Annotated in this window: 10 protein-coding genes and 1 tRNA gene; 6 read left to right on the forward strand and 5 right to left on the reverse strand. The window is 53.3% G+C overall.

All coding sequences use genetic code 11. The features are described 5' to 3' along the window. The first annotated feature begins 11 nt into the window (after nt 1-11). From SH580_RS16810 to SH580_RS16835, 6 genes are all read left to right on the forward strand, one after another. Entirely contained in the window at nt 12-1,652 is a 1,641-nt protein-coding gene (locus tag SH580_RS16810; protein ID WP_319831987.1) for an SLC13 family permease, read from the forward strand. A 128-nt stretch (nt 1,653-1,780) separates the two neighbouring features. Beyond that, nucleotides 1,781-2,221 (forward strand): 3-hydroxyacyl-ACP dehydratase FabZ family protein, encoded by a 441-nt coding sequence (locus SH580_RS16815; protein WP_308951781.1) that lies wholly within the window; start codon nt 1,781-1,783, stop codon nt 2,219-2,221. Between the two features lies 1 nt (nt 2,222). Then, entirely contained in the window at nt 2,223-3,032 is an 810-nt protein-coding gene (locus tag SH580_RS16820) for an enoyl-ACP reductase FabI (RefSeq protein ID WP_319831988.1), read from the forward strand. A 237-nt stretch (nt 3,033-3,269) separates the two neighbouring features. Next, nucleotides 3,270-3,881 carry an adenylyl-sulfate kinase gene (gene cysC / locus SH580_RS16825; protein ID WP_319831989.1) on the forward strand — a complete coding sequence of 204 codons (612 nt, stop codon included), beginning with the start codon at nt 3,270-3,272 and terminating at the stop codon, nt 3,879-3,881. A gap of 67 nt (nt 3,882-3,948) precedes the next feature. Continuing rightward, the gene (cysD, locus tag SH580_RS16830) at nt 3,949-4,863 is read left to right on the forward strand and encodes a sulfate adenylyltransferase subunit CysD (RefSeq protein ID WP_308984090.1); all 915 of its coding nucleotides are present in this window, start codon (nt 3,949-3,951) and stop codon (nt 4,861-4,863) included. Nucleotides 4,864-4,953: 90 nt separating this feature from the next. Next, entirely contained in the window at nt 4,954-6,237 is a 1,284-nt protein-coding gene (locus SH580_RS16835) for a sulfate adenylyltransferase subunit 1 (protein ID WP_308951787.1), read from the forward strand. A gap of 148 nt (nt 6,238-6,385) precedes the next feature. Here SH580_RS16835 and SH580_RS16840 read toward each other — a convergent pair. The 5 genes from SH580_RS16840 to SH580_RS16860 all read right to left on the reverse strand — a co-directional run bounded on the left by SH580_RS16840 (nt 6,386) and on the right by SH580_RS16860 (nt 10,694). Continuing rightward, a tRNA-Leu gene (locus SH580_RS16840) sits at nt 6,386-6,470 on the reverse strand. A 266-nt stretch (nt 6,471-6,736) separates the two neighbouring features. Further along, entirely contained in the window at nt 6,737-7,783 is a 1,047-nt protein-coding gene (locus SH580_RS16845; protein WP_319831990.1) for an aldose epimerase family protein, read from the reverse strand. A 23-nt stretch (nt 7,784-7,806) separates the two neighbouring features. Then, nucleotides 7,807-7,980: a hypothetical protein gene (locus SH580_RS16850; protein ID WP_319831991.1), complete on the reverse strand. Its 174-nt coding sequence runs from the start codon at nt 7,978-7,980 to the stop codon at nt 7,807-7,809. A 318-nt stretch (nt 7,981-8,298) separates the two neighbouring features. After that, a complete protein-coding gene (locus SH580_RS16855; RefSeq protein WP_308951791.1) occupies nt 8,299-9,156 on the reverse strand; it encodes a universal stress protein in 858 nt (285 codons plus the stop codon). A gap of 50 nt (nt 9,157-9,206) precedes the next feature. Next, nucleotides 9,207-10,694 carry a SulP family inorganic anion transporter gene (locus SH580_RS16860; protein ID WP_308984088.1) on the reverse strand — a complete coding sequence of 496 codons (1,488 nt, stop codon included), beginning with the start codon at nt 10,692-10,694 and terminating at the stop codon, nt 9,207-9,209. Between the last annotated feature and the right edge of the window lie 1,343 nt (nt 10,695-12,037).

Genomic DNA, 12,037 nt, shown 5'->3' on the forward strand with positions numbered 1-12,037 from the left:
CACGAAACTACATGAGTCTCACACCCTCTGCCCTGACTACTATGCCCCACGACCCCAAGGATAATGAAGATCTCTCCGGAGTGCTCGAAGCTTCGCCGGCGGAGCAACACTACCGTGTGCAACAAGATGCTGAGCGCGACTCGGATGATCATTCACGTGAGTTCGGCATGCGGCAGAGAGTCGGTTTAGTCGTCGGCCCTCTGGCGTTTTTGATCATGTTGCTGCTACCTACACCAGAGGGTATGTCGTGGGAAGCGCAACGGGTGGCGGCTGTGACACTATTAATGGCAACTTGGTGGATCAGTGAAGCGATTCCAATTCCTGCGACGAGTTTGCTGCCCATTATGTTGTTTCCTTTGTTAGGGGTGATGTCGACGGGACAAGCGACTTCGGGCTATGCCAATCACTTGATCTTCTTATTCATGGGTGGATTCATCATTGCTTTGGCTATGCAGCGTTGGGACTTGCATCGACGTATTGCCCTGCATGTGATCCGAGTGACGGGATTTTCACCGGGACGATTGGTTTTTGGTTTTATGTTAGCGACTGCTTTGCTGTCGGCATTTGTGTCCAATACCGCGACCACTGTGATGATGTTACCGATAGGTATGGCTGTGGTGCAGCAAATGTTTGCTGAGGTGAAGGCCTCGGGGCGTGAAAATCGTGAAGCAGGTATGCGTGCGCTTTCACTTAACTTGATGTTGGGCATTGCCTATGCGGCATCGATTGGTGGCATTGCAACGTTGATAGGAACTCCACCGAATACCGTGTTGGCGAGCTATTTGGCCAAAACCTACGACTACGAGATCACATTTGCCAAATGGTTGATGGTGGGCGTGCCCCTTGTTTGTGTCTTTCTTCCATTAGTCTGGATTTGGCTCACCCGTGTCGCGAATCCGATGCCGGGTGTGGAGATCCCTAATGCGAAGCAGGTGATTGATGCAGAGCTTAAGGAGATGGGGAAGATGCAGGCGGGCGAACGCTGGACCTTGTTTGTCTTTTCTCTGACTTCGTGTGGATGGATTTTTCGTCCTCAGTTGGCAGCTTTATTCCCTGAGCCAGGAATGATTAAAGATGCAAGCATCGCTATCGCGGGGGCGCTGATACTCTTCGTCATTCCTGTGCAATTCAGTAAACGTATCTTTGTGATGGATTGGGAATGGGCGGCGAAATTGCCATGGGGCGTCTTGATTTTGTTTGGAGGCGGCCTCGCCCTGGCGGAGGGCTTTCAGGTCTCGGGCTTGGCTAGTTTTATTGTGGGACAGATTACCATCTTTGAAAACCTTCCGATTTTCGTGGTGGTGCTTTGTGTGACTGCCTTGGTCATTTTCTTGACTGAACTGACTTCGAACACGGCGACTTCTACGATGTTGATGCCTGTGTTGGCTGGCATTGCAATTGGTCTGGGGCAGAGTCCGTTGATTCTCTTGGCACCTGCCGCGCTGGCGGCGTCTTGTGCCTTTATGTTGCCGGTCGCCACGCCTCCGAATGCGATTGTTTTCGGCTCGGGACATGTGACGATCCCGCAGATGGTGCGTTCGGGCTTCGCGCTCAATATCATTGGCATTATTTTGATTCCTCTCTGCCTCTACTTTTTGTTTATACCAGTTTTTGAAATCGTTTTGGGCAACTTACCTGATTGGGCGCAATAGAGCATTTAGGCAAAATACTAGCATTGGCGGGATATTGTTACGCCGTTGGTTGATTGAAGGCATCGGAAAATTTAAGTCGGCGGTTCTTCAGGCGTGCATTTCTTCAGTTTAGACATTCACTCTCTCGCATGGACGAAATTTTACGCACAATCCCACACCGCCCACCGTTTCTCTTTATCGACGAGATCGTCGAAGTTCGCGAGGACGGCGCCACCTGTAAGCGCACCATTCGTATGGAGGAGCCGCAGTTTGAGGGGCACTATCCCGGCAATCCCATTATGCCCGGTGTCTTGCTCTGCGAGGCCTGCTTCCAGACCGGCGCAATTTATCTTGCTAAGCAGATCGAAAAAGAGGGCCGCTCACTCAATGATGTCACACCTGTGCTCTCGCGCATTAGCGATGCGCGTTTCAAGCAAATGGTGAAGCCAGGTGACGAAATCACCATTGAGGTGACGATGGACGAGACCGTGAGCCGTTTCTTCTTTATGAAGGCCAAAGTGCTCAAGGGCGGCAAGCCAGCTATGACCATTAAGTTCGCGCTGGCGATGGTCGAGGGGGAGGGGAAATAATATGAGTTTCTTAAACCTAGAAAATAAACGCTTCCTCGTGATGGGGGTGGCCAATCGTAAGAGCGTCGCGTGGGCGATCACTAAATCGCTGGAAGAGGCGGGCGCTGAGGTCATCCACAGTGTGCGTTCCGAAGCGCGCTTGGAGAGCTTGCAAAAGCTGCTCGGCGATCGGAAGGCCTACATCTGCGATGTGGAATTTCCCGAGCAGATCACCGCGTTAGCCGAACAAGTCGCGGCCGACTACGGCACGCTTGACGGTATCGTGCACTCGATCGCATTTGCCAATTACTCCGAGGGCTTTAAGCCCTTTCACGATACCGTGCGTAAGGATTTCCTGCAAGCCACTGCGATCTCCGCGTTCTCTTTGGTGGAAGTCGCTAGCGCCTTTAAGCCGCACCTCAACAACGATGCTTCTGTGGTGTCGATCGGCATTTCGTCCACCGATGTGACCGCTGAGAATTATGGCTACATGGCTCCGATTAAGGCGGCCCTGGAAACTTCTTCGTATAATTTGGCCAAGTCCTTTGGTGCTGACACGCGGGTGCGCTTCAATACCGTCAACGCGGGCCCGCTCAAGACCAGCGCTTCGGCTGGGATTCCTGGCTATTTGGAGAGCTACCTCTACGCTGAGAAATTGACCTTTCGTAAGCAGAACCTGACCACGCAAGAAGTGGCTAACACTGCGGTCTTTTTACTGAGCCCCGCTTCCAGTGGCATTAATGGGCAAGGCTTGGTGGTGAATGCTGGTATGGATCGCAATTACTTCGATAAAGAAGTGGTGAGTCTAGCGATGCGTCCGGAAAAGAAATGACGTGACTGGCGTCACGTCGCTACGGAATCGTGTGCCGATAATTGGTGTAGCGATGCCGCGCGAGCGGCGTCTTTTGCGGTTGGGTGCGTTCGCTTGGACGTGACTGGCGTTACGTCGCTGCGGAATTTTGGTATTTGTGGTATTAAATTTCTTTTATTAGGTTCTTGACTCAACAACCTAAGTTAAAGAAAACGCATTTACATTTTAATCACACCCGCTTACATGGCGGCTTCATTTATGTCCACACCTGAAAACATCCATACTGAATTTCACCGCATGCTAGGGCGCGACGCCAAGGAGGCGCAGCTGAAGCAGCGCGGGCATGTATTTTGGTTTTACGGGCTGTCTGGCTCGGGCAAGAGCACTTTGGCCAACGCACTGGAGCGCAAACTGGCAGAGCAGGGCTTCATCACCAAAATTTTGGATGGCGATAATATTCGTAGTGGCCTCAACAGTGACCTCGGTTTTTCCGATGCAGATCGCCAGGAAAACATCCGACGCATCGCTGAAGTGACACGTCTTTTCCTGGATGCGGGCATCGTCGTCTTTACCTCTTTTATCACGCCTAAGCGGGAACTGCGCGCTGCTGCCCGTGAGATCGTGGGCGTGGACGATATCACCCCCGTGTATGTTGAAGCCTCCTTCGAGACTTGCGCAGAGCGCGACGTGAAAGGGCTCTATGCCAAAGCTGCCGCGGGCGGAGTTAAAAATTTCACCGGTAAGGATTCCTCTTTTGAAGCGCCTGTAGCGGGTGATCCTGATTGGACGATTACCACCGATAACCAAACCGAAGAGGAGTCGCTGAACCAGCTGCTGGAAAAAGTCCTTCCTCTCATCAAAAACTCTTAATTCCTCTCTCGATCGAGGCACCATTTTCGGGCTACATCCTAATTCCTAATTTTTAATTCTTTTAAGTATGGCTAAAGACTACACAATCACTCACCTCAAACAGCTGGAATCCGAAGCGATCTACATCCTTCGTGAGACTGCTGCTCAGTTTGAGAAACCTGTTCTCCTTTTCTCTGGTGGTAAAGATTCCATCGTGATGGCCTACTTGGCAAAGAAGGCCTTTTGGCCAGCGAAACTTCCGTTTCCACTCTTGCACGTGGACACGGGGCATAACTTTCCTGAAACGATGGACTTCCGTGATAAGTTCGTCGAAGAAATCGGCGCTGAACTACATGTCGCGTCGGTGCAAAAAGCAATCGACGAGGGCAAAGTTGTCGAAGAAACGGGTCCTTACGCCAGCCGCAACGGTCTACAAACTGTCGCCTTGCTCGAAGGCCTGGAAGAAGGTCAATACGATGCCGCACTTGGTGGTGGCCGTCGCGACGAGGAAAAAGCACGCGCCAAGGAGCGCTTCTTCTCGCACCGCGATGCTTTCGGTCAGTGGGACCCTAAGAATCAGCGCCCTGAGCTCTGGAATATTTTCAACGGTCGCAAGCAACACGGCGAGCACTTCCGCGTCTTCCCGCTCTCGAACTGGACGGAGATGGACATCTGGCAATACATCAAGCTGGAAAACATCGAACTGCCTAATCTCTACTTCTCACACGAGCGCGAGTGTTTCGTGCGCAACGGTGTGGTGATGGGAGTGACTGACTTCATGGAGCTGCTCCCTGAAGAGAAGGCCAATGTTAAAAAGATGACTGTGCGCTTCCGCACTATCGGGGATGCGACCTGCACCGGCGCGGCGCTTTCTACCGCGGCGACACTCGACGATATCATCGACGAAGTCGCTGCCGCTCGCCAAACCGAGCGTGGCACACGTGCCGATGACAAACGCTCTGAGACCGCGATGGAAGATCGCAAAAAAGAAGGGTATTTTTAAGCGACGCTTAAGAATACAAAGCGTAGTGGGGTTGCTTTAGCGCCCCATTCAGAATCAGTCATCATTTATCATTCATTACCAATTTCTATCATGAGCGAATCAGAATCATCAGCCGGCTATCTTGACATGGATCTCTTGCGGTTCACCACCGCGGGTTCCGTCGACGACGGCAAAAGTACACTTATCGGACGCCTCCTTTACGACTCCAAGGCGATCTTCGAGGATCAACTCGAAGCCATGGAAAAGAGCTCCAAGTCGCGCGGCGACGAAAACGTCAATCTCGCACTGCTCACCGACGGTCTCCGTTCCGAGCGCGAGCAGGGTATCACCATCGACGTGGCTTACCGCTACTTCGCGACACCCAAGCGCAAGTTCATCATCGCCGACACGCCGGGCCACATCCAATACACCCGTAATATGGTGACGGGTGCGTCCACTGCGAATCTTGCGATTCTTTTGGTGGATGCGCGTAAGGGCGTCATCGAGCAAACTTGTCGTCACGCTTTTATCGCTAACTTGCTACGCATCCAACACATCGTGGTCTGCGTCAACAAGATGGACTTGGTCGACTGGAGCGAGGACACTTACAACGGCATCGTTGAGGACTTTAAGAAGTTTGCTTCCCGCCTCGATAACATCGTGGAGATCACTTTCATTCCTGTCAGCGCATTGCTAGGAGATAACGTCGTCGATAAGTCCGAGAACATGCCTTGGTATCAAGGCCCGTCGATGCTCTACCACTTGGAGACAGTTTACATCGGTGCTGACGAGAATCACGTCGAAGCGCGTATGCCCGTGCAGTGGGTGATTCGCCCGCACTCTGACAAGTGGCACGATTTCCGCGGTTTCGCGGGGCGTATCGCGGGCGGTGTCTTTAAGCCAGGCGATGCTGTCAAAGTCATGCCATCCGGTTTCGAGTCGACCATCAAAGCGATCCACACTATGGATGGCGAATTGGAAGAAGCCTATGCGCCGATGTCTGTAGCCATTACGCTCAACGACGAGATCGATATCTCGCGTGGCGATATGCTAGTGAAGCCTAACAATGCACCCGAGCCACGTCAGGATGTGGACGCGATGATTTGCTGGTTCTCTTCGACTAAGAAGCTCGCGGGGCGCGGTAAGTATATCTTGCGTCACACCACTAAAGAAGTGAAAGCAATCGTGACTGAGGTGAAGTATAAGGTGAACATCAACACCTTGCACAAGGTCGAAGACGATCTCATCTTTAACCACAACGACATCGGTCGTATCTCGCTACGCACTTCCGCACCATTGATCGCTGATAGCTATAAGACCAATCGCATTAGCGGTAGTTTCATTCTCATCGACGAGCAGACCAACGAGACTGTTGCGGCTGGTATGATTATCTAGGCAGAGCTTCAGATCCAAGTATTTATCAAGGTGTCATTCCGTCAGGAGTGGCACCTTTTTTTGTGGCGTGAAGCAGGTGGACAGGCTGGAGACAGGCGGGGCGCCTGTCTTGCGGGCACAAAAAAACCTCACAGAGGTGAGGTTTAAATGGTACCCAGAGTGGGGGTCGAACCCACACTCCCGAAGGAACCAGATTTTGAGTCTAGCGCGTCTGCCAATTCCGCCATCTGGGCACATTTGAAAGGTTGTGAAGAAAACAGCTTGTTCGCTGAATGCAAGTACTCCTTTTCAGATTTATGACGATTTATTTCAAATCATACCGAGATCCGTCCTGCGAAGCCTTCCAGCAAGCTCAGTTCTCTGAACCGGGGGGCGGAGCCAAAGCCCGTATCCTCGGTTCTCTGAACCGGGGGCGGAGTCAAAGCCCGTATCCTCGGTTCTCTGAACCGGGGGCGGAGTCAAAGCTCGTATCCTCGGTTCTCTGAACCGGGGGGGCTTTTTACTGTGCGCTAAAACGAAAAAGCGTGGTGCTCTTGAAAGTTTCTCCTGGCTTTAAGATCGCGTTGCCCATTTCAGGGAAGTGGATCGAATCCGCGTAATCTTGTGTTTCTAAGCACAGTGCGTGCATGGGTTTGTGGTGTGCGCCGCCCTTGCCAATTTCAGGGCCCTCCTCGGAGAGGGATAGGCCAGCGTAGAATTGCACGCCGGGCGCGGTGGTGAGCACTTCCATTATGCGGCCAGAATCGGGCTCGATGACTCGCGCCGCCAGTTTTGCCTGAGCGGTGCGACCTTCATTGAGGAAGAAGTGTATATCCGCATTGCCTACTTCCAATGTCTTCAGTGAGCCGAGTTGCACGGGCTCGCGGTAGTCGTTGTAGCCCGCCACCACAGGATCGCGGCGGCCGATCAGGCTGCAGTTCTCGTCGACTGTAGCCACGCTATCAGCCAAAATTTGCAGCTTGTGATCGAGAATGTCGCCTTCGCCACGCAGATTGAAGTAACTGTGGTTGGTCGGGTTGAAGGGAGTGGTGTGGTCGCTGCTGGCTTCGTAGTGAATCTCCAGCGCGTCATTATCCAGCAGGGCGTAAGTGACTGTGCAGTGCACCTCGCCTGGAAAGCCGTTGTGGCCGTCCGGATCGGTGAGTTGCAGCTGTAGTTTTTGAACGCCAAAGTCTTCGATGATTTCTGCCTTCCACAACATGGTGTGGAAGCCTTCGGGGCCGCTATGCAGATTGCTGATGCCCTCGTAATTGGCTTCCAGCGGGTAGGTCTTACCGTCCAATTCAAAACTCGCACCACCAATGCGGCCGGCCACACGACCACAGATGGAGCCGAAGCAGGGATGCCCCGCAAGATAGTCCTCGAGCGAGTCCTTGCCCAGCACCACGTCGGTGAGTGCTCCTTCGCGGTCGGGCACATTGAGCGATACGAGGATCGCTCCGTAGTTTGTGACTTCCGCGCTCAGGCCGTTCGCGTTCGTGAGGGTGAAGAGGTCGACCGCTTCACCCGAGGGGAGTGTGCCGTAGGGAGTGGAGGTAATACTCATAGGCAAGTAGCAAATTCCGATGCCTAGATTGTGCAATGAAATATGTGGAGCGAGCGGCTGCTTTTCAACGCGAGGTCTTCGGGTGCGTCGGGATGACGCCACTGGCGTGGCATCGCTACAGAGCTGTGTTCGGCGGAGGTCAACGGTTGTAGCGAACTCGCGCGAGCGAGGTCTTCGGTGCCGTCGGGAGGCGCCACTAGCGTGGCATCGCTACAGAGGGTGTTCGGCGGAGGTCAACAGTTGTAGCGAACTCGCGCGAGCGAGGTCTTAGGTGCCGTCGGGAGGCGCCACTAGCGTGGCATCGCTACAGAGCTGTGTGCGGCGGAGGTCAACAGTAGTAGCGAACTCGCGCGAGCGAGGTCTTTGGAGCCGTCGGGATGACGCCACTGGCGTGGCATCGCTACAGAGGAGTGTCCGGAGGAGGTCAACAGTTGTAGCGAACTCGCGCGAGCGAGGTCTTTGGGCCGTCGGGAGACGCCACTAGCGTGGCATCGCTACAGAGGAGTGCTCTGAGCCTAGCGGAACAGAAGCACAGGAATCTTGACCGTGCGGATCATGGAGGTGGTGGTGCTGCCGACGATGAACTGGCGAATGCTGGAGTGTCCGTAGGCGCCCATTACCAATAGGTCGATGTGGTCTTGGGCCACCACATCGCTGATGATGGATTCGGGCTCGCCATCGCGTTGTTCGATGGTCACCTCATAGCCGGCAGCTTTGAGCTTGGCCTCGGCGGCTGCCAAGGAGGCCTCGATCTTGGCATTGCCAGAGCCGACATAGAGGAGATAGGCGTGCATGCCTTTCAGCAGGGGCTCGTTGGCGACATAATCGACCGCTTTTTGTGCACTACTGCCGCCGTCGTAGGCGAGCACGAAGGTGTTCATCTTATCAAACGCTCGCGAGGCCACTAAAACCGGGTGTTGGCAGCTGCGCACCACGCGCTCCAGGTTACTGCCGAGGTGACCTTTTTCAAAGTCGGCATTGTTGCCGCGTTTGCCGATCACGACGAGGTCGGCGTCGCGCTCATACTTCGAGATCTCGTCGCTCAGTTTGCCGTGCCATTGATCGGCTTGAACTTGGGCGACGCCGGCTTGTTTGAGGTGAGTGGTGGCATCTTCCAAGATCGCTTGTCCGCGCTTTTTCGCGATTTTGGCTTTGGCGGCTTCGAGTTCGACTAGTTCATTGAGCAGTGCGCTGCGTGCGCCCAAGCCGATGCAGCCACTGTAGTTCGCGGTGGCTGGTTTCTCGTGGTGCGGGTTCAGCATGTGGATCACGTGGATCGATGCGCTGTTCATTTGGCGTGAAGCCCATGCCGCGTGATCATAAACGCTGTGTGAATACTGGGAACCGTCGGTGCAAGCTAGTATGTTAGGCATAGGGATCAGAAATTAGGAGTTGGGAATTATGAATTAGGAAATGAGACATCCTAGTGGCCGCCTGCCGCATCTTCTGCGCCGGGCTTGTCGTGTGTGGCTATTTTTAGAACGAGTGTTTTGCTGGCTTCGTTCAATCCGACGATCTCTACTTCAGTGCCTTCGCGGCGGAATTTCAAGACAACTCGGTCCAAGGCGCCGACGGCGGATAAATCCCAGAAGTGCGCATGCGTGACGTCGATTGTGACATGCTCCAGCACTTCATGGAAGTCGAAGGCATCGGCGAAGGTATCCGCTGAAACGAAAAAGAGTTGTCCGACGACGGAGTAGGTGCGCTTTTTCTTAGAAACTTCCAGTTCGGAGGAGATCTCGAGGAGTCGCGATACCTTGTAAGCAAAGAATAGCGCGCTGAGAACGACGCCGATACCGACGCCGATCGCCAAGTTGTGGGTCACCACTACGGCCACGACTGTCGAAACCATCACGATGCTGGAGGTGAGGTGATTCTTACGCAGCCCTTTGATGGAGGACCAGTTAAAGGTGCCGAACGAGACCATCAGCATGACCGCTACCAACGCCGCGATCGGAATTTGATTCACCAAATCACCTAGCACAAATATGAGAATCAGCAATACGATCCCAGAGGCCGCGGTCGATAGACGACCACGACCGCCTGATTTGACGTTGATCACGGACTGCCCGATCATAGCGCAACCACCCATGCCACCGAAGAAGCCGGCCACGAGATTGGAAATGCCTTGCCCCTTACATTCGCGATTCTTGTCACTTTCGGTGTCGGTAAAGTCGTCCAAAATGCCCGCAGTCATCAGAGACTCCAGCAGGCCGACCACTGTCATCGGAATTGCGTAGGGCAGAACAATCATGAAGGTTTCCCAGTTCCAAGGCACATCCGGGAAGAGGAAAGACGGCAGGGAACTCGGCAAGTCGCCCATATCGCCGACGGTTTTCAGGCTCGTATCCAGGCCCATTGTGATTGAAACCGTGGTGAGTACGATGATGCAAATTAGTGGAGACGGCACTGCGGTGGTTAAGCGCGGAAAGCCGTAAATGATGACTAAGCCCCCCGCGACCATCGCATACATGATCCAAGTTTGCCCCATCATCTCATTGACTTGGGTGATGAAATAGAGAATCGCGAGTGCATTGACAAAGCCGGTGACCACCGATTTTGAGACGAAGCGCATCAGATCCGCCAATTTAAAGACGCCGCATAATATCTGTAGCACCCCCGTCAACAATGTCGCGGCCAGTAGATATTGCACACCATGGTTGGCGACCAGTGAACCAATTAACAACGCAATCGCGCCAGTTGCTGCGGAAATCATTCCCGGACGACCACCGACAAATGCAATGGTAATCGCGATGCAGAATGACGCGTAGAGTGTGACTTTCGGGTCCACACCCGCGATGATGGCAAATGCGAGGGACTCCGGGATCAGCGCAAGCGCCACCACCGTGCCTGCGATGATGTCGCGGCGCGGATTCGAGAACCACTCTTGGAAATATTTGTTCTGTGTCATTGGTCGTAAAAATAGAAAAGCCAACAGAGGGCTGTTGGCTGGGGAAAGCGAAAGTTTGCCTGTTAAGGCTATAGATCGACGAAAGGGCAAGTCTTTCTTGCGCGGGCGCGCTACGCGCGCAGTGGGAAGTAGGGAGCTTTTTTTTGCGGCGGCTTTGGCGTTGGGCCTGATCTGCCAGCCTTGCTCTGGAGGGACGGATTGGTCGGACTGCCTTTGGGCGAATCATTCTGAAACGCATGCAAGTCTTTGAGGCCCGGCGTCCGCGCGCGGACACGCCATGTCTTTATAGTACCACTTCTAAGAATATATGATCTATAAGCTTGGCCTTTGCGTAGCCTCGAAACTTTGTTTCGGGGAGCGATCGGCATCGCCCCGGTTCCTAGAACCGAGGTTACAAAAGATATATATTAGGACCAAACTTTTTTCGAATTGGTATAAGTAGACACAAAAAATCCCCAATGCTGTTTTACGGCAAATTGGGGGATTAATAAATGGCGGATACGTCTCCGGTCTCCCTGCTACGCCAAAGTTTTCCTCCTTCGCTCCTCGAGCTACGGCGGACGTGCGCTAGCTACGTCGCACACGGAAGGCGGGATTGCTTTGCCATCTTCGCTTCGCTACATCGAACCCGCGGCAGGTTCGACTCCTCGACTTCTCATCGCCCTTTTGGCGACTACGTCTTAAAATGGCGGAGAAGGCGGGATTGGTGGCTGCGCCATCGCTTCGCGATCCTCCTTCGGAGGCCCCTTCTTCAGTCGCTGCGCTTCTTACATCGAACAAGTTCTCATCCCTTATTCCGGCTAAGCCGGATAATTTGTTTTGCGGAGCAAAATGGCGGAGTAGGCGGGATTGAATTACGAACACTTTTGGAATGATTTTCAGCGGCGTCAATGCTGTTTCAGTGTAGTATTCAAGCTAATTCCACTTGTTGTCCTTGTGGGATTGATTTGGGCAGAAGGCGAAGTTTTTGCTGCCTATGGTAATGCGGTTGAGTGTGGGGCAGCTTGTCGAAATTGTTCCAATCGTTCCACTTCCGCTCGATCTGGGCTATCAGGCTATTCTTCTGGTAAGGAAATATGTTCTGAGATTGAGCCTTCATCAAGGCTTCACCCGTAAACCGTGGCATTACAGGTCATTAAGTTTGATATGATAGGCGCGAGTTTTTCTTAAATTATAAGACCTCTGCTTCGATCCCGATACGGGCCAATCAGCTGTAACCGCTTCAACGGGCTATTGATTAACTACCCTTTTATCCTTTTTAAGATCGCCATCGCTACAAAACTCCCAGCGAAACTATGATCTGAGGAGCCGTGTGCGCTAATAGCGCTAGCACGATCTCGACC

Source organism: Coraliomargarita algicola (genome assembly GCF_033878955.1).
GTDB lineage: Bacteria > Verrucomicrobiota > Verrucomicrobiia > Opitutales > Coraliomargaritaceae > Thalassobacterium > Thalassobacterium algicola.

What these genes read in the sequence shown, in the direction of transcription:
- SH580_RS16810 (WP_319831987.1), top strand. Translation starts at nt 12, where the DNA reads ATGAGTCTCACACCCTCTGCCCTGACTACTATGCCCCACGACCCCAAG.
- SH580_RS16815 (WP_308951781.1), top strand. Translation starts at nt 1,781, where the DNA reads ATGGACGAAATTTTACGCACAATCCCACACCGCCCACCGTTTCTCTTT.
- SH580_RS16820 (WP_319831988.1), top strand. Translation starts at nt 2,223, where the DNA reads ATGAGTTTCTTAAACCTAGAAAATAAACGCTTCCTCGTGATGGGGGTG.
- cysC (WP_319831989.1), top strand. Translation starts at nt 3,270, where the DNA reads ATGTCCACACCTGAAAACATCCATACTGAATTTCACCGCATGCTAGGG.
- cysD (WP_308984090.1), top strand. Translation starts at nt 3,949, where the DNA reads ATGGCTAAAGACTACACAATCACTCACCTCAAACAGCTGGAATCCGAA.
- SH580_RS16835 (WP_308951787.1), top strand. Translation starts at nt 4,954, where the DNA reads ATGAGCGAATCAGAATCATCAGCCGGCTATCTTGACATGGATCTCTTG.
- SH580_RS16845 (WP_319831990.1), bottom strand. Translation starts at nt 7,783, where the DNA reads ATGAGTATTACCTCCACTCCCTACGGCACACTCCCCTCGGGTGAAGCG.
- SH580_RS16855 (WP_308951791.1), bottom strand. Translation starts at nt 9,156, where the DNA reads ATGCCTAACATACTAGCTTGCACCGACGGTTCCCAGTATTCACACAGC.
- SH580_RS16860 (WP_308984088.1), bottom strand. Translation starts at nt 10,694, where the DNA reads ATGACACAGAACAAATATTTCCAAGAGTGGTTCTCGAATCCGCGCCGC.